The organism is Klenkia brasiliensis (assembly GCF_900100695.1).
GTDB classification, from domain to species: Bacteria; Actinomycetota; Actinomycetes; order Mycobacteriales; family Geodermatophilaceae; genus Klenkia; species Klenkia brasiliensis.
The window spans coordinates 57,867-77,201 of the sequence record NZ_FNCF01000003.1 but is presented as its reverse complement, the minus strand read 5'-3'; the positions used below and the strand labels follow the sequence as shown (position 1 = coordinate 77,201).

The following is a 19,335-nucleotide window of genomic DNA, read 5'->3' as shown; positions in this document are numbered from 1 at the left end:
CCCCATCACCCACTGACACCGCAGAAGTCGAGCGCCGCCAGCAAGCACGCCTGCAGCTCCGGGCAGGTGGGGGGCCACTGCAGGCCGACGGCTACCGCAACCCTCAGCCGTTTACGGATTCCGGGTGATGGGGGTCACCAACGTCTGTCATCTGAACGTTGATACGAGTGTTGCGGGATTTACTGTCGGATTTCCGGGCCCGACGGACACGCGTTGCCGCCCACTGGAGGTGTAAGAGTGAAGTCCCCCGTATTCGCCTATGCCGCGCCGAACACCGTGGCTGAGGCATGCAGCCTGCTCGCCAATGACGAGGACGCGAAGCTGCTCGCAGGTGGGCAGAGCCTCGTACCCCTGCTCGCATTACGTCTTGCTGCACCGACCACCCTGGTCGACCTGCGGCTAGTGCCCGCCCTGACAGGTATCACCTACGACCAGGGTGTTCTCCGGCTCGGGGCCATGACAACCCACAGAGCCATCGAGCGCTCCCCGCTGGTTCAAGACGTAGCTCCCGCGATCGCCGAAGCGGCCGCGTTGATCGCCCATCCCCAGGTCCGCACCCGCGGCACGATCGGCGGCGCAGTGGCCCATGCCGACGCAGCGGCCGAGTGGCCCGCAGTGCTGCTCGCCTTGGGCGGCCATGTTGAGGTCACCGGCACAACAGGTAGCCGGTCCATCTCCGCCAGCGACCTCTTCATGGGCCCGTTCATGACCTCACTGGAACCGGACGAGGTCATCACATCGGTGTCACTCCCCATCGACGGGCGCGAGATCTGGGTGGATGAGCACCAGCGCCGCCACGGTGACTACGGGCTGTCCATCCTGGCGATGACCTACCAGCTGTCAGATGGATTCCTTACCGACGTCCGACTCGCCGTCGCAGGAGCTACCGGCAGCGTCACCCGTGCCCCGGAAGCCGAGGCGGCATTGGAAGGACGTGCCCCCGCCGACAGCAGCGACGCCATCACCGCTCTGGCAGCGGAGCTGTCCTACACCTCGGACATCCACGGATCAGCCGACTACCGGCGAGACATCACCACCACACTGTTCCAGCGCGCCCTGCGGGCCGCGGGGGAGAGGTCCGGTCAGGCATGACGCAACCTTCCGAACACGTCTCAGTCCAGGTCGAGGTCAACGGGCGTCGGTATCAGCGCAGCGTCATGGCACGCCTGACGCTGTCGGACTTCCTGCGTGACGAGCTCGGGCTCACCGGCACCAAGGTCGGGTGCGAGCACGGCGTGTGCGGAGCCTGCACGGTGCTCATCGACAACGAACCGGCTCGCTCCTGCCTCATGCTCACCGTCCAGGCCAACGGTAAGCAGATCCGCACGGTGGAAAGCCTAGCGAGCGGGCGGGAAATGAGTCCCCTGCAAGCGTGCTTCCAGAAGCACCATGCCTTGCAGTGCGGTTTCTGCACGGCGGGCTTCCTGATGAGCGCGACCGCGCTGCTGGAGGAAGGCCAGCCGACGAGGGAGGACATCGTCGAGACGCTGTCCGGTCACTACTGCCGGTGCACCGGCTACTCCCCGATCATCGATGCGGTCGAAGAGGCCGCGGCCAAGGAGTCGTCATGAGCTTCCCGCACTCCCAGTCGCCTTCTATCGCCGCCCGGAGCATCGGCGCCCGCGTCCCTCGAGGGGACGATCCTCGACTGCTGACTGGTCGCGGGCAGTACTTGGCCGACATCGTTCTGCCCGGTGAACTGCACGCCTGCTTCGTTCGTAGCTCTGCGGCTCATGCCCGCATCACGCGGGTCTCCATCGACGAGGCCCGGGCGCTGGACGGGGTCGTCGCGGTATGGACCGGAGAAGACGCCGCGAAGTTCTGCGAAGGCATCGTCGGGGAGCTGGAAGTCGAAGGATGCTTCGCCACCACGATGCCGTTGCTCGCTCGCGACATCGTCCGCTACGTGGGGGAACCCGTCGCCGTGGTCGTTGCGGAAAGCAGGTACGTGGCCGAGGACGGGTGCGACCTCGTCGATGTGGACTACGAGCCGCTTGAGCCGGTTCTGCACCCGCGCTCGGCATTGGAAGGCGGCCCGTCCGCCAACGAGGAGCTGCCCGACAACGTCGCCCTCCGGGGAGGCAAGGTCCTTGGTGATGTCGAAGGCGCATTCAACAACGCCGCACGCGTCATCGAAGCGACCTTCCACAGCGGTCGCCTGTCCGCTGGACCCATGGAAACCCGTGGGGTTATCGCCAGCTACGACTGGACCAGTCGCCGGCTGCGCCTGTGGACCGGCTCGCAGATGCCCCACTACATCAAGTACTGCCTCACCGCGTACCTCGGTTTCCCGGAGAACGAGTGCGAGGTGCTGACACCTGACACCGGCGGCGGGTTCGGACAGAAGGCCCACATCTTCCCGGAGGAGATGCTGCTGCCGCTGCTGGCCCGTGAGCTCGACCGGCCTGTGAAGTGGGTCGAGGACCGTCGCGAAAACCTGATGACTGCCACCCACGCCCACGAGCAGTTCATCGACATCGCGTACGCCTTCGACTCCGACGCACGGGCCACAGGTGTCCGAATTCGCGCAACCGGCGACGGGGGGGCCTACCACCAGCCACCGTGGTCGATGGGCGTGGAGCCATGGTGCACGGCGATGGTCACCCCCACAGGGGTGTACGACATCCCCGCAGCCGATCTCATCTACGAGGCAGCCGCCACGAACAAGACCCCGATTGGGGCCTACCGCGGTGTGGGATACATGGCCGGCACTCTCGTCCGTGAGTGCCTCATGGACGACGCGGCCAGGGCGTTCGAGCTTTCCCCCTTCGACATCCGCCGGCGCAGTGTGGTGCGTGAGTTCCCGTGGACGAACCCACAGGGAATCGTGTACGACGAAGGCAGCTGGCTGCAGACCATCGACGAACTCGAGCGCATGGTCGACTACACAGCCTTCCGCGAGCGTCAGGCTGCGCTCCGCGCCGAGGGCCGCTTCATCGGGCTCGGATTGAGCGTCTTCGTCGAAAGCAGCGGCGAGAGCACGGCGATGGGCAAGGCCCACGATCTTGGCGGCATCTACCACGACACGGCCACAGTGAAGATGGAGCCCAACGGCAGCGTAACCGTCACCATCGGGCTCACCACCCAAGGTCAGGGTCACCGCACGACGATGGCCCAGGTCGTTGCCGACTCGCTGGGGGTGCCACTGGAAGCCATCACCGTTCGAGCCGCTGAATCCACTACCTATGGCTGGGGGAGCGGCACGGTAGGAAGTCGCGGTGCGGTCATCGCCGGTGGAGCAGTCCTACGAGCATCCAATGTCATCCGCACCAAGCTCGTTGCGCTAGCGGCGAGCATGCTCGAGGCGGACCCCGCCGACATCGACTTGGTCGACGGTGCGGCCGTGGTGCTGGGCGTGCCCGGGTCCTCGGTGTCCATCATCGACCTGGCCACCGCGGTCTACTTCGACCAAAGCGCCTGGCCCGCGGACTTCGACCCCACCCTGGAAGCCACCCTCGCCTACGACCCTGCGCGGCCGATCTTCTCCAACGGCGGCCACGCCATGATCGTCGAGGTGGCGCCAGACACCGGTTTCGTGACCGTGGAGAAGGTCTTCTCGGTCGAGGACTGCGGCACGGTCATCAACCCGGACATCGTCGAGGGCCAGATTCGCGGCGGCGTCGTCCAGGGCATCGGGGCGGCTTTGCTCGAGCGCCTTGTCTACGACGATTCCGGTCAGCTGGTCACCACCACCCTGCTGGACTACCACATGCCGAGCATGGATTTCTCGCCCCCCTTCGAGATCCACCACCTGGAGACGCCCTCCTCCCACACGCCTGGCGGTATCAAGGGCATGGGGGAGTCCGGCCTGATCGCGGCACCCGCTGCCGTACTCAACGCCGTCAATGACGCCCTGTCCCACACCGGCACCGTGCTGCACAACATCCCCATCACCCCAGAGCAGGTGCTTCGCGCCTTGCGCGGATGACCGTCGACCCGCGCAGGGGAGCCCACCCACCGGTGGTCGCACGAGCAGCTCACAGCCCTGCACGCCGTGCGCACCTGATGATCGGTGAAGGCGGCCGCCGATGACATCGCACACCGCGGTGCTCGGCTCGGTCGCCCGGCTGGACATCGCCACAACCAAAGGGTTCGCGCTCACTCAGGTACCTGCAGTCCACGTGGCATCCACCGGCATCGTTGGCAACCGGGAGTTCTTCCTCGTCGACATCGACGAGCGGCTCTACTCGGTCCCCAAAGATCCTGTCTTTCTTGGCTACTGGACTTCCTATGACCACCCCAGTGGCGTCTTCTCACTGGGCAGCGGTGAGACAACGGAGTGCTCGGCCACGGTCCACCACGTGGGGGACGTCCGACCGTTCGAGTTCGACGAACGCATGGTCGAGGGCCGGTGGGCGCCGGGACCGTGGGATGAGGTGCTCTCAGACGTAGCCGGACGACATGTGCGCCTGGTGCACTGCGCCGTTGCAGGTGGTGGACATGACGTCCACCCGGTGACGCTGCAGTCCACAGCTTCCCTGGCTGCACTTGGCACCGAACTGAATGGACATCCACTGGACCTTCGCCGGTTCCGGCTCAACCTCACTCTCGACCTGGGCTCTGTCCCATTCATCGAGGACACCTGGTCGGACGGCATCTTGGCTGTGGGGTCCTGTCGGCTTCGACTGCGTGGCGGGGTGCCCCGCTGCATAGCTGTGGAACATCGGCCAGAGGACGGTCATCGCGGCCTGCTCGTGCAGCAACGCATCAGCAGACTGCGCGGGCCGATGATCAGCGACTGGGGCCCGGGGGTGCTATACGGGACCTACGCCGATGTCCTGGATCCCGGCCCCATAGCCGTCGGCGACCCGGTCGCCGTGCAGACCTAGGAGCAGGCGGCGCCGCCAGCATCATCACCTAGGCGGGAACGGTAGTCAGCGGCCACGCTCGCCATTCGCCACCGCACGTAGCCCACCGCACCGCATCACCAAGACCCACAACAGGTAACGGTGCCACCAAGGGGGACACGCATGACCTTCGTCATCACCCAGGCTTGCTGTGACGACGCCTCCTGTGTCCCGGTGTGCCCCGTGCAATGCATCCACCCACGCCCGGGGGACCCAGAATTCACCACCACCGAGCAGCTCTACATCGACCCGAGCACATGTATCGACTGCGGGAATTGCGCCTTTGCCTGCCCCGTGGAGGCCATCGTCCACGAAGCTGACCTTTCACCGTCGGAGGCGGAGTTCCGGGCCATCAACGCCGACTACTTCACCGCCCACCCGCTCAAGGACGTGCAACCGCTTCCGATTGAGCGGCGCCGGCTGCCGCAGCCACACCAGAACATCAAAGTTGCGATCGTGGGAGCGGGACCATCAGCGCTCTACGCCGCAGGCCAGCTCAGTGAGATCCCCGGCGTCTCCGTCACCATTGTTGAAAAGACACCCATGGCGCACGGGCTGGTTCGCACAGGCGTCGCGCCCGACCACGACCAGACCAAGCTCATCGGCGACACCTTCGATCGAGTCCTCCGCCGGCCGAATGTCACCAGCTTTCTCAACGTTGAAGTCGGTCGAGACATCTCCCTCGAAGAACTGCAGCAACACCACCACGCCGTCATCTGGGCCGCAGGAGCATCAGAGGATCGCCGACTTGGCATACCGGGAGAGGGTCTTGCTGGGTCGGTGACCGCACGGGAATTCACCTCCTGGTACAACGGCCACCCCGACTACGCCGAACACGAGTTCAACCTGTCGGGGCCCACAGCCGTGGTCATCGGAAACGGCAACGTCGCGCTCGACGCAGCACGCCTTCTCACCCAGCCGACCTCTCTGTTGTCAAAAACATCAATATCGGACCGGGCGCTCGCGTCGATGCGGACCAGTGGCATCGAAGAAGTCATAGTCATCGGACGAAGAGGGCCCGCCGACGCTGCCTACAGCACCGCAGAGCTGCTCGCCTTGTCCCATCTGCCTCAGGTCGATCTAGTCACCAACCCTGCAGATTTTCTTGACCCAGAACACAAGCCCACCACGTCGCGAATCGTGCAGGCGGCCGACTTCGCGCGCCGGCGCGCGATCCTGCTGCAGGCAGCTCAGCGCACCGGCGCCGCCCCCCGGCGGATCGTGATGCGGTACCGGCTCACCCCCGCCCGGCTGATCGGCGAGCGGGCAGTCTCAGAGATCGTGCTGTCCCACCCCGACGGCACCTCAGAGTCCATCAAGACGTCCCTTGTCATCAGCGCCATAGGTTTCCGCGGGCGAGCAGTGACCGGCATGCCCTTCGACCACGCCGCCAGTATCATCCCCAACGACCGTGGACGAGTCGTCGATGCCAAAACGGGTCTCCCCTTGCCGGGGCTCTATTGCACAGGCTGGATCAAACGAGGCCCAACCGGTGTCATCGGCACCAACCGCTCCGACGCTGCCGAGACCATCGCCTCCCTGCTCAGCGATATCGACGGGCCCGGCCTTCCGACCCCTGTCCAAGACCCAGCACAACTGGCGCAGCTGCTCGAGCAACGTCAGCCCGACCGGGTCACCGCCGAAGGATGGTGGCGCATCAATGAGGCAGAACGAAGTGCTGGGCGAGCTGCCGGGCGCCCCCGGGTAAAGCTGCTCACCACAGCTGACCTCCTTCGGGTAGCAGCCCAGAACAACGAGACCTCAGCTGCTGTGCTCCCCGATGAGCGACGGTGACGGGGCACCTGCCCCAAGCCGCACCTAGGCATCCCCCCGAGAAGGCAACTGTGACCTGGTGCCGGCCATGGTCGGGTTGCCCAAGCGCTGCTGGTCCCCGCCGTTCCCGATAGCGGACCCGCCGTCGTGGCCAACGAGGTCAAGGAACTGGCCCAGGAGACCGCCCGCGCCACCGAGGACATCGCCCGCCGGGTGGAGACGATCCAGGCCGACACCGGTGGTGCAGTGGCCGCGATCGGGCGCATCAGCGAGGTGATCGGTCAGATCAATGACTACCAGCTCACGATCGCCTCGGCGGTGGAGGAGCAGACCGCCACCACCAACGAGATGTCGCGCAGCGTCGCCGAGGCCGCGGGCGGCACGACGGAGATCGCCGCCAACATCACCGGGGTTTCCACTGCTGCCGGCACCACCACGCAGACCCTCAGTCAAAGCCGAGTCGCCGTCGATGAACTTGCCCGCATGGCCGCCGACCTGCGCACAACTGTCAGCACCTTCACCTACTGACCAGGCAGGAGGCCAAGATGCGTCCTGCCTGGTCAGCTGGACGGCTTGACGACCCGAGGCCTTTGATCAAGCCGCCGACGATCTGCCAGTCCACCACTACACACCGCGCCTCGGTGTGCGCAGCTGAGCAATCGGTGCAGACGGGGGTCCTGCGGCGCTGGTAACTGGCTGTCGGGAAGATGCGGCGGTGTCCCCAGCGGCGTGAGGAGCACGATGCGCACGTCACCGGCGGCCGATGCACCTGGTGTCGAGCCGGAAAACCTGCCCGTCAGCTCGAGCTGTCAGGACGGTCACGGGGCGAGTCGTCCTCGCCGGCCTCGCCGGCCTCGCCGGCACCATCGCTCAGGACCTCCGCGGTATTCGCCCCATCATCAGCGGGTCCGCCGCTGCCATGAGAGCGACCATCATCGGCGTCGTCGATCGGAACCAGGCTGTGCGTCATGTCGTTCATCTCCGTGTCTGCTGTCGTGCGCGTCCCGAGCGCTGATTCGCGCCCCGGTTACTGCTATCTCAGTTCGGCGCTCCTAGCACTCCATGCCGACCTGTCCGGGTAACCGTCACTGATTCTGTCCGAGGGAGGCGAGCGACGGCCGATCGCTCCGGCGAGGGGCCAGCAACGCAGCTAGCGTCGCAGAATTGCTGCCCTGCTTGAATCAATGCGGGCTCACGTCAAGCCCCCTGCAGGAGAAGACCGGATTTCCTCGGTAGCCCGCGCAATGGTGTGGCGCAGCTCGAGGCGCCGCTCAGCGGCCCGGTTTCCACGCACCTCCTCCGCCGTCCCCCGCCATGGACGTCGCCGGCGGAATTCGACATGTGCGGGGTCATGAGAATGGTCATGGACAGTTGATGACGGTCGTCGTCCATCGCACGCTCCTCGCGTCCACCCGGCGGGTTCGGGAACCGACAGCCTGCGTCGGCTGCGGAGCTGGTGACGGTGTGCCGCGCAGGGCCGCCTACCTGGCTCGTTAGGCCCTGCGTGGGCAGCGCAACCACAGTAAGGACGAGGCGGTCGGTGGCCTCTGCAGTGGAACGCTAGCGACAGAACGCCGGCCAGGCCTATGCCACATCCGACCAAATCAGGCATGCATTGCCCGGAATCGGGCACGCCGTCGTGCACGGGGGGGCAGACAGGCGGGGTGCGGAGCAGTGCATCGACGGCAGGACCAACACCTGGGCTGATCGTGACGCCTGAGCTTGCGCCGATGAGACAATCCGTTGCCGTTTTAGGCGGACAACGTCAAAGTCTGGCTTTGCATCACGTCCTACGTTCGACCTGGCCAAAGTGTTGGCTGTGAGGCAACGGAGAGGGACTGAGGGCGTTGATGGTGACCTACGGTCTTCTCGCGCTGGCCATCACGGTCGAGATCGTGGCCACCTTGTTCCTAAGAGTCACCGAGGGCTTCACGCGCCTGCTGCCCAGCCTATTGGTGATCGTGGGCTATGCGTTGTCCTTCTTTCTACTGTCTCACGTGCTGAAACGGGGGCTGAATGTTGCCGTCGTCTACGCCCTGTGGTCGGCAGTGGCGATTGTTGTCATCTCCGTCATCGGAGCCGTCTTCCTGAACGAACGCCTGACGGCCATCCAGATTCTGGGTATGGCGCTCATCGTCATCGGAGTGCTCGCGCTGGAGATGGGCGCCAGTACCGAGACCTGACCCGACCCAGCCGGTTTGTTGGCCCACCGGCAGGCTGTCTCCTGCGCCGGGTGAGGGCAGTTGCGGGGTCCGCTTCCTGCTGGTGAGGCCCATCGCAGAGTTCGCCCCAATGAGGCAGTCAGCGGGAGCCCGTGTCGACGGTGCACTGCACACTGCTACCAAACAGCGGCTACAGGGCTCGGGTGGACCACCCCGCCATGCGACGGCTGCTGAGGATCTTGACGGGCGCACCTGCGTAGACGAGGGGTCGAAGGCGGACACATTGAACCCGGTGACCAGGTGACGGGTCTGCTGCACCGACTGAACCCCGGGCATGGTTGACCTGGGCGGTCTGGTCGAGGCGGGCAGGTAGAGCCGGCCGGGCGCTCGTCGCCGCTGACGTCGGGTCAGGACCGATCAGCGACGATGCTGTCCCGGGTGTCCCGGGCGCTTTCTGGGCGGTCGCGTTGCTGCAGCCATGAACCCGTGCCCAAGAACCGCCTGCTCCCGGGTGGGCAGGAAGGCCTCGTTCTCCACGCCCAGTCGGTTCAGTTCATCAGCCAGGTCCCTGGCCTGATCGGGGAACGTCCCGGTGTTGCCGTCGGCGATGAAGGTCGGCGGGAAGTCAGCGGTGACGTGGTCGAGGATGTTCGCTTCCTCTCGGAACGGTCTGCGGTGCCGGCATGGTGTTCGTGGGCACCTTCCACGGAAGCCAGGAAGCCGTAGAGAACGGAACGGCAATCCTCCACATCCTGGGCGCTGTCGCCGCAATCTTCGCTGGCAACGGCCTGTCCACCGTTGTCGCGAGGCGCGCCTCAGCGCTGGGCCTGCCACGGCTGTTCACCGTCATCAGCGCGGGCCTCGGCATCGCCGGTCTGCTCTCGACCGCTCTACTGGCAGCCAACATCGCCACCGGCACCGCGGTCATCTTCGATGACGGCGTGTGGGAACGCGGCGCCGTCTACGCGCTGGTCGCATGGCAGCTGTTCGCCGCGACTGCGGTCATCATCGCTGCTAAACGAGGCGCACTTGCCGTCGATCGCAACCGGCCCGCCTGACTGACCGCACCCCCTGCTGGCCACCCATCTGGTAGATGGGCACGTCGTCGTACGAGCGGTTCACAAACCCCCGTTTGTGAGCCTTCGTCCGAACGTTCGACCGGTTCGAGGAATGCGCAGGTTGTGATGGACGTCTGCGGACCAAAACCCGTGCCGAAATCAACGGCCCAGAAACCACCCGTCGTCAGCTTGTGAACCTACGACTTGCCCTGCCACGCCGGCATGCCCGTGCACTTCTTGGGCCGCAGATTCGAACGTATGTGCGACAGTTGAGCGATGGGGACCAACCGTCGCTACCCCGACGCCGGTGCTCGGCGCGGGCAGGAGCGTCAGCTGCTGGAGGCACGTAGCCGGGGTCCGCTGCACAGCTTGACTGACGAGCAGCTGGAGCTGGGGTCTCGGGCCGTCTCGATCGCACCGGAGCGGGGATCGATGTGGGGCCTGGCGTGGCTGCGGTTCGGTGACGCCGACATCAGGTGCCGGGTCCGCGTCAGGCGGTGGACCGAGGACGCCGTCGGGGTGGAGGTCGAGGTCGGCGGCGACACGCTGCGCTGCTGGGTGTGGCAGGGCGCAGTGCAACGGACCGGCGATCGCGCTTCCGGCGGCTGATCCTCCAAGTCGGAGACATCACCGGTGCACGTCACCCCCGGGCGGAGCATGTGTCACCCCTGGACCGCCCGGGGGTGACGGCGGCCGGACGCTGACGTCGGCGCCTTCGGGGTGACGTTTGCTCGAACGTCTCCCCGGAGCGTCCTCGGCATCCCACTGATGCCGGAGGCACCTGCATGTTCCACGACCCCACGATCGTCGGCAGTTGGCCGGCGCTCGTCGTCCGCATTGACGACAGCCGCACCCTCGTGCGCTGGGCGGAGTCCGAGCCCGCGCTGCTGGGCACCCCCACCGTGGCCGACGTCGTCCAGGCCTGTGCGGTCACCAGCGACCACGAGCGGGGCGACGCGGTCCTCGCGGCGCTGGTGAGGCTGGCCGCGGCGGACAACGGCGCCGACGACGACGCGCTCGCCTTGTTGCTCCACCTGCTGAGCGGTTTGGTCTGGGTCACGGTCCGCCAGCTGCGGGACCTGAGCCCGGACATCCTCGCCGTCGTCACGGGAGAGCTGGCCTGCCAGATCCGGCGGTACCCGTGGCAGCGCCGGCCCCGGTCGATCGCCGCGAACCTGCGGCACGACACCAGGCACGCCGTCCTTGCCGAGCTGCGCCCGAGGAACCGCCGTCACCCAGAGCGCGCGGAGGTGCTCACCGTGGACGGGGACATCACCAGGCTGCAGCCTGCGGTGCCGGAGCCTGAGTCGGACGACGTCGACGTCGTCGAGCTGCTGCAGTGCGCGGTGCGGTCCGGCATCGACCCCCGTGAGCTCGAGCTGCTGATCGCGACCGAGCGTGCCCGGCACCTGCACCCGTCCGGTGGCGACGCCATCGTGGCGGCGCAGCACGGCATCTCCACCCGAACGCTATACCGGCGTCGGCGCCGCACGTTGGAGACCCTGCGGCTCGTCGCCCGTGACTACCTGGCATCGGTCGCGTGAACGCGGGTGCAGCAGCCGGGGGACCGGTGACGGTCGGTCGCGTCCTCGGTGTCGAGGAGCAGCCTGTCGGGCCACTGTCGGTGGCCGACGTGCAGCACGTCATGCGCCACCTGCTTGGGCGGCAGGCGCGCACCGCCGGGGGTGACACGGGCGAGGCACAGCCCGGTGAGGACGTCACCCCGGCGCCGGACAGGTCCGATGCGGCTCGTCAGGTGTCGGTCATCGCCGGTCACCCCGGTGCCGGCTCGTCGACGGTTGCTCTCGCACTGGCCGATGCGGCGGCGGCGTCCGGCCAGTCCGTCCATCTCCTTGATCCGGCTTCTCCTGGCCGGTCCGGTCTGGTCGCGGCTGCAGCTGTCGAGCTCGGTACGGACCCGACCGGTACCTGGCGCAGGGGACGACGCACGTCGATCGTCATCGAGCGCCGCGCGTTCTTCCACGGGGAGTCGACCGTCGTGCCGAGCGGGGTCGTCGACGACGAGCTGACGGTGCTGGACCTCGGCTGTACGGAGAGGACCACCGCGAGGGCGATCCCGACCATCGTCGTGTGCCGGGCCAATGTGCCCGGCGTCCGGTTGGTCGAGCAACGGCTCGAGGAGCTCGCCGGCCGCCCCCTGCTGGTCGCCGCTGTCGGACCGCACGGGTGGGCACGCGAGGTGCGGGCCTCGGTCGGACCGCGACTCACCGCTCTCCAGGACACTGCGCTCGTCGTGAACGTGCCGTGGGATTCACGGCTCGACGTCATCGGGCTGACGGACCGACCACTACCGCGTCCGGTCGTCGCAGCCGGAGCCCAGCTCCTGTCGTCGATCGACACCGCCCGACGCCTTCTCGCCGTGGACGGCCGCGCCGCGGGGCGGGGTGACCGGTGAGGCCCCGACTCGCCGACCTTGTGCTGGAGGCGGCCGTCTGCCCGGCGGCTCCTCCCGGCGTCCAGGTCTACGCCGACCAGATCACGAGCTGGGTCAAGTGGGCAGTCCTGGCGGTGCTGGCCATCTGCTTCTTCGCCAGCGTCGGCATGCTCATCTGGGGCCGGGCCACCCACCATCCGCGCGGGGCGCGCCTCGGCATGGACGGGATCCTCATCTGCGTCGTCGGCGCGATCCTCTACGTCGTCGGCTACGTCATCGTGCAGTCGATCGTCGGGACGGGCTGCTGATGGCCCGCCAAGCGGCTCGTTCGACCCGCACCGGCTGGAGTCGCCGACGATTGCTGGCGCTCCTCGCTGCCGCCGGCGTGTCAATCGTCCTCGTCGCAGGGATCGCTGCCGTGGGCCTGTTCCGAGCCGTCGTCACTGACTCCTCGTCGCCGACCGGGACCAGCACCGAGGTGCGGGCCACCCCCGAGCCAGCAACCGCTCTGGACCCGGAGACCGCCCGGGACGAGCTGAGCAATCGGCCGATGCTTTCGGTGGATGCCTCGGCGGCTCGTCCGGGCCCGGTGTCCACACTCGACCCCGGACCGGCCATCGTGCTGCCCGCCCCGACCACCTTGGGCCCGGCAAGCGTGCCGAGCGGGTTCCCCGCCACCCCTGAAGGAGCCCTGGCACAGCTCGCCGCGATCAACCAGGTCGCGTTCGAGTCCGGTTCGCTGAGCGGGGCCAGGGAGGTCATCCGGGCCTGGGCCCTACCGGGCGGGCCGTCGACGACGAGCTGGTCGGTGGTCCACGCCATGGCCACCCTGTTCGACAGCGCCGGGGTGTCCGGCGGCGGGTCCGCCCGTCTCGCGATCGTCCTGACCCCGCTGATGGGATTGATCAAGGGGACGGTCGGCACCGACTTCGTCGTCCCGTGCGTCGACTTCGAGCTCGACGTCACCCTTGACCAGACCGCTCGGGGAGCCGTTGCGGACTGCCAGCGGATGGTCTGGTCCACCGACCGGTGGCTCATCGGGCCCGGCGCGGAACCCGCGCAACCACCGTCCGTCTGGCCGGACACCGATCTCGCCATCTCCGTCGGCTACCGGGACCTCGACCGTGGGTGAGGACGTCGTCGCGATCGACCTCAACCCCATGACGTGGCTGGGAGACCTGGCGGCAGAGGCCATCGCCGACGTCTGGACGGCGGCCATGGTCAGCATCTGGTCGGCAGGTCTCTGGCTCCTGGGACTCGCCTTCCGGGTCATCGACGCACTGACGACGCCGGACGTCTCGGAGACCGGCCCGATGGGTGCTGTGCTGCCGACGACGCTGTGGCTGGGCGCGAGCGTCGCCGTCGTCATGATGTTCGTCCAGCTGACCCTGGCCCTTGTCCGACGGGACGGTCGCTCGCTGGGCCGGATCGTCCTCGGCGTCCTGCAGTTCGGCCTCGTCTGGGTCGGCTACCTGGGCGCAGCTGGCGGATTCATCCTCGCCGCAGCAGAGCTGGCCCGCGGCATCCTCACCGCGATGCTCGACGTCGACAGCCTCGCCGCTGTCGACCCCGCCAACTCCTGGCCGCGCGACGTCGTCGACGCGACTGCGGCCACGGTCCTGGGGCTGTCGTCATTGCTGCTCGTCATCCCGGCGGCGTTCTTCTACGTGATCATCGCCCTCGTCCGGGAGGCGGCGCTGATCATCCTGATCGCGACCGCGCCCATCTCGGCGGGTGGGCTGCTCAGCGACAGCACCCGGGCATGGTTCTGGAAGAGCCTGCGATGGTTCTTCGCGAGCCTGCTCATCACTCCGACGGCGGCGCTGATGCTGGGCATAGGTGTCCAGCTGTCGGCCGGCGTGGTGGCCGGCAGCGGGGACGACACCGCCCAGGCCGCGGGCACCGCCGTCGTCGGCGCGGTCATGGTGGCCATCGGTGCCGTCTGCCCTCTGGTGCTCTTCAGGCTGTTGGCCTTCGTCGACCCCGGGACGGCGTCGGGATCGGCACTTCGCCAATCCTGGAGCGACGCCGGCGGGCTTCCCGGACTTGCTCGCGGCGGCGGCCAGAGCAGCGGTAGCGGTGCCGCGGCAGCCACGTCCGGCGATGGTCGGTCCCACGGTGAGGCCGCGGCCGAGGCGCAGTCGGTCGGACGGCTGGGGGCCGCAGCCACCGCCGTCGGTGGTGCCGCCGCCGCTGGCGTCGGGGTCGCTGCCGCGGTGGCGCACCGGACGGTCGACCTGGCCGCCGACGTGCTGAGTGCGAGCGGGGTCGGCCATCCGAGTTACCCGGCGGGTTCCGGTCAGCGGCGTTCTCAGCGCTCCTCCGCGGCGTCCGGCGCGGGGGGCGGCCAAGCACCCGGAACCTCGCTGGATCGAGGCCAGGTGCGGTCGACCTCCACCCAGGGGCCCGACGTGTGGTCGGCGACCGCCCCGGCCTCGCCGGGACAGCCAGCAGCAAGTTCCGCAGACGAGGCAGGGGAGAAGCCATGAGCACTCCGGTCCGCTACGGCTCCTGGTCGGTCGACCGGGGAGCAACGTTCGGTGGCCTGGGCGTGGGCACCTGGGTGGGCGCTGCCGCGAGCGGCATTCCCGTCTTCGCGGCGCTGGGTGCGCAGCGCTGGGCTCTTGCCGCAGCCTGGACGCCGCTGTGGGCGGCCGCCGTCGTCCTCCTCGCAGTCCCCGTACGCGGTCGAACCCCGCTCCGCTGGACCTGGGACGCCGGCCACCGTCTCATCGGCTCCGTTCTCGGATGGACCTCCTGGCAGGCGCGAGCCGCGACCGGGAGCGTCGAGGACCTCGAGGAGGCGGACCTGCCTGGCGTGCTGTCGGGCATCCGCACGCACGACGGACCACCGTTCGGTCCGCTCCTCGCTCGGCCGGTGGTGGTGTCCGACGACCGCGAGCGAACCTGGGCCGTGGTGGCCCGCATCGCGCACCCGGGCATCGGCCTGTCCGAGGCAGGCACCCGTGCCCGGCTCGGACACGGTTTGGCCGAACTGCTGGAGAGCGCGGCCACCGGCGAACTCGTCTCGTCGGTCGTCCTACAGGTCCGCACCGTGCCCGACGACGGCGCAGAGCGGACGGCGTGGCAGGTGGCGAACCGTCGCCCGGATGCGCCGGCCCTGGCGCAGGCGGTCACCGACGAGCTCGCGGAGATCATGACCGCGGCCGGGGTGCGTCACGAAGCCTTCGTGACGGTGGTCGTCCCGGAACGTCGCGTCGCCCGGCTCGCCAAGGAAGCGGGCGGCGGGACGGACGGGCGGGCGCGCGTCCTGTACGGCGTCATGTCCGAGTTCGAGGCCCGGCTGCTCGGCGGTGTCGGCTGCACAGCGGTCACCTGGCTGGACTCACCCGGCCTGGCCGCAGCCGTGCGCACGGGCTTCGCGCCCGGCGACCGTGCCCGGCTGACCACTGAGGAGCCCGGACTGCCGATGGCCGTCGCCGGGCCGTCATCTGCGCCGCCCCCCGAACGACGGCACTACGAGCACGACGCCTGGCAGTCCGTCACCTGCACCGTCCTGCTCCCGGACAAGGGCGCGGTGATGGGGGCTCTCGCCCCCGTCCTGGTGCCGACGACGGCCGGTGAACGTCGCTCCGTCTCAGTCTCCTTCGAGCCGATCAGCCACACCCGGGCGGATCGGATGATCGGTGGGGAGTCGATGAACTCCGAGTTGACCAACGAGATCCGCCGCCGTGGGGGTTTCCGGGTGCGCGCCGTCCACCGGCAGGAAGCTGCCCGGGTCGAGGGCCGGGATGTCCGCTTCGCCGAGGGCAACGCCCTGGTGCGGGTCGGGGTCGCAGCCGCGGTCACCGTCCCCGGGACCTGGTCGATCAGCGACTACGGCCGGCGCCTGGAATCCAGCATCACCAGCAGCGGGTTCAAGCCGCTCCGGCTCGACCTGGCGCAGGACACAGGGTTCGCAGCCGCGTGCGTCCCTCTCGGTGTCGGGCTGCCTCGTCGCCGGGGCGTCCGGTGAGGCAGTCCAGGGGAACGGCAGCCGGCCGCGGACTGGCCCACCTCATGGCCGACTTCGACCACCGCCTCCCACCCACCCCTCGACCGCCGGCTCGACGGGCGGACCGAGACCCGTTCGGCTCGACCGTCGGCCGGCATGGCCGGGCGGGGACAGCCGCGGGCTGGGCAGCTGTTCCAGCTCCGCTCGCGGTCTACCGCATGACGACGGAGCAGGTCGGCGGCGTCTGGCCGTTCATCGCCGGGAACGGCCTCTCGTCCTCCGGGGCTCTGCTGGGCATCGACTACCTGTCCGGCGGAGCGTTCGCGGCCGACCCCATCGGCTGGACCCTCGACGGGGTCGCGGGCGTGACGAACCCGAACATGATTTTCTTCGGAGCACCGGGTCGCGGGAAATCCGGAACGGTCAAGATGTTCGCCCTCCGCCAGATGGCCTACGGCTACCGGACCCTGGTCCTCGGTGACGTGAAGGACGAGTACGCGCCCCTGTGCGGCGCCCTCGGGGTCGAGCCGCACGCGGTGGGTCACGGTCTGCCGGCGCGGATCAACCCGCTGGACTTCGGTCCGCTGGGCAATGACTGGACCTCGCTGTCGCGGGCAGAGGCCCAGCGACGGGCCGCAATGGTGTTCGCCCGTTGGCTGCTGCTGGTGAAGGGACTCGTCGGGTCGCAGAGCGTCTCGTTCGGGCCAACCGCGGAGACCGCCGTCGGCCAGGTCCTGCGCGACGTCACCGGCTACAGCGACGGTGCCGACCGCCTGCGCGAGGTCACCATCCCGCAGTTGTGGCATGCCTTGCGCGAGCCGGGGGACATGCTGGTGGACGCGTGCCGCTACGCCGACCGGCAGCACTTCCTCGACGACACCCGTGCAGTGCGCGACGCACTGGGGGCCCTGGTCACCGGGCACCTCGCCGGCCTCTTCGACGCACCGACGACGGTGCAGGTCGACTGGCGTGCGCCCATCCAGTCGCTGTCGCTGTCCCGTCTCGAACCACTGGGGGACCAGGCCGTCGGCGTCGCCCTCACCTGCCTGAACTCCTGGGGCCGGGCGATGACCCAGCTCGCCGAGCCGGGCGATCTCCGCATCGTCATCAGGGACGAGTGCTGGAAGCAGATGCGGTTGGGCACCGACGCGGTGAAGTCACTCGACGCCGACCTACGCCTGTCCCGCAACGACGGCTGCATCCAGGTCGTGGTCGCCCACAAACCCTCGGACATGCTCACCGTGGGGGACGCCGACAGCCAGGCGGTCGCCATCGCCCGGGACCTCTTGCACCTCTGCGCGACGAAGGTCCTCCTCGGCCAGGACGAGCAGATCGGGGACGAGCTCTCCGGACTGCTCGGGCTGAGCCCCATGGCCGAGCGCATCGTCACCGACTGGGCAGCGGCAGGTCGCGGTCGGGCACTCTGGATGGTCGGCAGCCACGTCGCGAAGGTCCAGACCGTCCGGACATCGGTGGACCTGGCGCTCACCGACACCAACGACGCTATCACCCACCAGGCGGACCGACCGTGACCAGCGGGCAGGGCATGGCCAAGGGTGCGGCAGCCGCCGCAGTCCCGGTGATCACCGTCGTGACGGCGATGCTGCTGGTCCTGACCGGTGGTGGGGCGACGCCTGCGGGAGCCTCGACCGGACTGTGCGCGGGCGCTGGATCGGGGCAGACCGTCGGCGGGGTCGACCTCGACGCAGACCAGATGGGCCACGCCTGGACCATCGTGTCGACGGTGGCCGGACGGCAGCTGCCCGTCCGTGCGGCGGTCATCGCCGTGGCCACCGCCTACACGGAGTCCAGGCTCGTCAACTCCGCCGTCCAGACCGACCACGACTCCGAAGGTCTGTTCCAGCAGCGGGTGTCGATCTACACCGAAGCCGTCGCCATCGACCCCGTGCGGTCCACCAACGCGTTCCTCGACCGGATGGTCGGCGTCCCCGGTTGGGAGACCAGACCGATAGGGGACGTCGCGCAGGCGGTCCAGATCTCGGCCTACCCGGATCGGTACGCCCTCCACATCGGGCTGGCCGAGGGCGTCGTGGGGCAGATCTGGCCGACAGCGAGCAGCGGGGTCGGCGCCGGGGACGGCACCGGCACCTCGACCGCCGCGATCTGCCCAGGTGCCGGCGGCGCCCAGCCGGTGGGGGAGTTCGTCGGCCCGATGGGCGGCAACACCACCGGGACGCCGACGGTGCCGGCCGGTCTGGTGATCAACGGTTCACCGCAGGGGGTCGCGGCCGTGCAGTACGCGTTGGCCCAACTCGGGAAGCCCTACATCTGGGCTGCCGCCGGACCCAACGCCTTCGACTGCTCAGGTCTGACCATGGCGGCCTGGGCGGCCGCAGGTGTGGCGCTCCCGCACAACGCAGCCGCGCAAACAGGCCACGGCACGCCCGGCGCCATCAACCTCACCGACGCCGTCGCCGGTGACCTCGTCATGATCCCGGGCTCCGGAGGGACCGCCCTGCGGCCCGGTCACGTCGGGATGGTTGCCGGCTACGTCGACGCGGCGGACGGCAGGCACCTGTACCTCGTGCACGCCCCGATGAGCGGGGTGCCGGTCATCGTGACGGAGGCCAGTCGGTGGGCCGGTCAGGTCGTGGCCGTCCGGCACATCGGATGAGCGCGCCGCTGCGACGGGTGCGCGACCCCCAACCGGTCGGCCGCGGCTGGGAGATCGCCCTCATCGCCATCACGGTCGTCCTCAGCGTCGTGGCCGGCGGCGCGCTCGTGGGTGTCGGGTTGGCTGCCGCGATCTGGGGCGATGGCTGGGTCTGGCCAGCCACCGCTGGCGACATCCCCCCTGCTGTCGCCGGCCTGGTGGAAGGGCATCCCGGTGCGGCCTACCCAGAGACCCAGGTAGCGCGGATGGCAGGTCCGACGCCGACCTACGTCGTGGTCATCACCTGCGAGGCGGTGCTCATCGTTGCGGGCGCCCTGCTGGTCAGTGCAGTGGTCGGGCGATCCAGGGCGGCCAGGAACGGCATGGCCACCCGGCGGCAGGCCGAGCAGGCCCTCGGTGTGTCGGGCCTCCGCGCAGCACGGCAGGTCATCCGGCCCGACCTGCACCACCGCTGATCGACCAGGGCTCCATCCACAGGGAGACCCGGACCTGTCAGCTGTCCACAGGTTC

General features: G+C 68.7%; 18 protein-coding genes and 1 pseudogene. 18 read left to right on the top strand and 1 reads right to left on the bottom strand.

What is annotated here, in order from left to right; translation table 11 throughout:
- Positions 1 to 237 precede the first annotated feature (237 nt).
- From BLT39_RS09015 to BLT39_RS08990, 6 genes and pseudogenes are all read left to right on the top strand, one after another.
- Positions 238 to 1,092, top strand: a complete 855-nt coding sequence (locus BLT39_RS09015) for an FAD binding domain-containing protein (RefSeq protein ID WP_131801443.1) — start codon at positions 238 to 240, stop codon at positions 1,090 to 1,092.
- Positions 1,089 to 1,571, top strand: a complete 483-nt coding sequence (locus tag BLT39_RS09010) for a (2Fe-2S)-binding protein (RefSeq protein WP_091062004.1) — start codon at positions 1,089 to 1,091, stop codon at positions 1,569 to 1,571. The genes BLT39_RS09015 and BLT39_RS09010 overlap by 4 nt, the downstream gene beginning before the upstream one ends.
- On the top strand, positions 1,568 to 3,928 hold the full coding sequence (locus BLT39_RS09005; protein ID WP_091062002.1) for a xanthine dehydrogenase family protein molybdopterin-binding subunit: 2,361 nt from the start codon (positions 1,568 to 1,570) through the stop codon (positions 3,926 to 3,928). The genes BLT39_RS09010 and BLT39_RS09005 overlap by 4 nt, the downstream gene beginning before the upstream one ends.
- A gap of 100 nt (positions 3,929 to 4,028) precedes the next feature.
- Positions 4,029 to 4,829, top strand: coding sequence for an MOSC domain-containing protein (locus tag BLT39_RS09000; protein WP_091062001.1), 801 nt, complete (start codon positions 4,029 to 4,031; stop codon positions 4,827 to 4,829).
- A gap of 141 nt (positions 4,830 to 4,970) precedes the next feature.
- Positions 4,971 to 6,641, top strand: coding sequence for an FAD-dependent oxidoreductase (locus BLT39_RS08995; RefSeq protein WP_091061998.1), 1,671 nt, complete (start codon positions 4,971 to 4,973; stop codon positions 6,639 to 6,641).
- 114 nt (positions 6,642 to 6,755) lie between these two features.
- Positions 6,756 to 7,148: pseudogene (locus BLT39_RS08990) on the top strand (methyl-accepting chemotaxis protein); the annotation flags it as partial.
- A gap of 268 nt (positions 7,149 to 7,416) precedes the next feature.
- On the opposite strand, the gene BLT39_RS22370 reads toward BLT39_RS08990, so the two are convergent.
- The gene (locus tag BLT39_RS22370; protein WP_165640214.1) at positions 7,417 to 7,590 is read right to left on the bottom strand and encodes a hypothetical protein; all 174 of its coding nucleotides are present in this window, start codon (positions 7,588 to 7,590) and stop codon (positions 7,417 to 7,419) included.
- Positions 7,591 to 8,470: 880 nt separating this feature from the next.
- On the opposite strand from BLT39_RS22370, the gene BLT39_RS08980 reads away from it, so the two are divergent.
- The 12 genes from BLT39_RS08980 (at position 8,471) to BLT39_RS08925 (ending at position 19,280) form a co-directional block, all read left to right on the top strand.
- Positions 8,471 to 8,803 carry a DMT family transporter gene (locus BLT39_RS08980; RefSeq protein WP_207507791.1) on the top strand — a complete coding sequence of 111 codons (333 nt, stop codon included), beginning with the start codon at positions 8,471 to 8,473 and terminating at the stop codon, positions 8,801 to 8,803.
- A gap of 662 nt (positions 8,804 to 9,465) precedes the next feature.
- The gene (locus tag BLT39_RS08975; protein WP_091061994.1) at positions 9,466 to 9,840 is read left to right on the top strand and encodes a hypothetical protein; all 375 of its coding nucleotides are present in this window, start codon (positions 9,466 to 9,468) and stop codon (positions 9,838 to 9,840) included.
- Between the two features lie 276 nt (positions 9,841 to 10,116).
- Positions 10,117 to 10,449, top strand: a complete 333-nt coding sequence (locus BLT39_RS08970) for a hypothetical protein (protein WP_091061992.1) — start codon at positions 10,117 to 10,119, stop codon at positions 10,447 to 10,449.
- A gap of 176 nt (positions 10,450 to 10,625) precedes the next feature.
- Positions 10,626 to 11,384, top strand: coding sequence for a hypothetical protein (locus BLT39_RS08965; RefSeq protein WP_091061990.1), 759 nt, complete (start codon positions 10,626 to 10,628; stop codon positions 11,382 to 11,384).
- 80 nt (positions 11,385 to 11,464) lie between these two features.
- On the top strand, positions 11,465 to 12,256 hold the full coding sequence (locus BLT39_RS08960) for a hypothetical protein (protein WP_131801442.1): 792 nt from the start codon (positions 11,465 to 11,467) through the stop codon (positions 12,254 to 12,256).
- Positions 12,253 to 12,543 (top strand): hypothetical protein, encoded by a 291-nt coding sequence (locus BLT39_RS08955; protein ID WP_091061986.1) that lies wholly within the window; start codon positions 12,253 to 12,255, stop codon positions 12,541 to 12,543. The genes BLT39_RS08960 and BLT39_RS08955 overlap by 4 nt, the downstream gene beginning before the upstream one ends.
- Entirely contained in the window at positions 12,543 to 13,367 is an 825-nt protein-coding gene (locus BLT39_RS08950) for a hypothetical protein (RefSeq protein ID WP_091061984.1), read from the top strand. Before BLT39_RS08955 ends, BLT39_RS08950 begins: the two co-directional genes overlap by 1 nt.
- Positions 13,360 to 14,724, top strand: coding sequence for a type IV secretion system protein (locus tag BLT39_RS08945; protein ID WP_091061982.1), 1,365 nt, complete (start codon positions 13,360 to 13,362; stop codon positions 14,722 to 14,724). Before BLT39_RS08950 ends, BLT39_RS08945 begins: the two co-directional genes overlap by 8 nt.
- The gene (locus BLT39_RS08940) at positions 14,721 to 16,211 is read left to right on the top strand and encodes an SCO6880 family protein (protein WP_091061980.1); all 1,491 of its coding nucleotides are present in this window, start codon (positions 14,721 to 14,723) and stop codon (positions 16,209 to 16,211) included. The genes BLT39_RS08945 and BLT39_RS08940 overlap by 4 nt, the downstream gene beginning before the upstream one ends.
- 197 nt (positions 16,212 to 16,408) lie before the next feature.
- The gene (locus BLT39_RS08935) at positions 16,409 to 17,722 is read left to right on the top strand and encodes an ATP-binding protein (protein WP_341349862.1); all 1,314 of its coding nucleotides are present in this window, start codon (positions 16,409 to 16,411) and stop codon (positions 17,720 to 17,722) included.
- Positions 17,719 to 18,825 carry a C40 family peptidase gene (locus BLT39_RS08930; RefSeq protein ID WP_242658270.1) on the top strand — a complete coding sequence of 369 codons (1,107 nt, stop codon included), beginning with the start codon at positions 17,719 to 17,721 and terminating at the stop codon, positions 18,823 to 18,825. Before BLT39_RS08935 ends, BLT39_RS08930 begins: the two co-directional genes overlap by 4 nt.
- The gene (locus BLT39_RS08925) at positions 18,822 to 19,280 is read left to right on the top strand and encodes a hypothetical protein (RefSeq protein ID WP_091061976.1); all 459 of its coding nucleotides are present in this window, start codon (positions 18,822 to 18,824) and stop codon (positions 19,278 to 19,280) included. The genes BLT39_RS08930 and BLT39_RS08925 overlap by 4 nt, the downstream gene beginning before the upstream one ends.
- The last annotated feature ends 55 nt before the right edge of the window (positions 19,281 to 19,335 follow it).

Coding starts and splice junctions, on each gene's coding strand:
- BLT39_RS09010 (WP_091062004.1), top strand. CDS start 1,089: ATGACGCAACCTTCCGAACACGTCTCAGTCCAGGTCGAGGTCAACGGG.
- BLT39_RS09005 (WP_091062002.1), top strand. CDS start 1,568: ATGAGCTTCCCGCACTCCCAGTCGCCTTCTATCGCCGCCCGGAGCATC.
- BLT39_RS09000 (WP_091062001.1), top strand. CDS start 4,029: ATGACATCGCACACCGCGGTGCTCGGCTCGGTCGCCCGGCTGGACATC.
- BLT39_RS08995 (WP_091061998.1), top strand. CDS start 4,971: ATGACCTTCGTCATCACCCAGGCTTGCTGTGACGACGCCTCCTGTGTC.
- BLT39_RS22370 (WP_165640214.1), bottom strand. CDS start 7,590: ATGACGCACAGCCTGGTTCCGATCGACGACGCCGATGATGGTCGCTCT.
- BLT39_RS08980 (WP_207507791.1), top strand. CDS start 8,471: ATGGTGACCTACGGTCTTCTCGCGCTGGCCATCACGGTCGAGATCGTG.
- BLT39_RS08975 (WP_091061994.1), top strand. CDS start 9,466: ATGGTGTTCGTGGGCACCTTCCACGGAAGCCAGGAAGCCGTAGAGAAC.
- BLT39_RS08970 (WP_091061992.1), top strand. CDS start 10,117: ATGGGGACCAACCGTCGCTACCCCGACGCCGGTGCTCGGCGCGGGCAG.
- BLT39_RS08965 (WP_091061990.1), top strand. CDS start 10,626: ATGTTCCACGACCCCACGATCGTCGGCAGTTGGCCGGCGCTCGTCGTC.
- BLT39_RS08950 (WP_091061984.1), top strand. CDS start 12,543: ATGGCCCGCCAAGCGGCTCGTTCGACCCGCACCGGCTGGAGTCGCCGA.
- BLT39_RS08940 (WP_091061980.1), top strand. CDS start 14,721: ATGAGCACTCCGGTCCGCTACGGCTCCTGGTCGGTCGACCGGGGAGCA.
- BLT39_RS08935 (WP_341349862.1), top strand. CDS start 16,409: ATGACGACGGAGCAGGTCGGCGGCGTCTGGCCGTTCATCGCCGGGAAC.
- BLT39_RS08925 (WP_091061976.1), top strand. CDS start 18,822: ATGAGCGCGCCGCTGCGACGGGTGCGCGACCCCCAACCGGTCGGCCGC.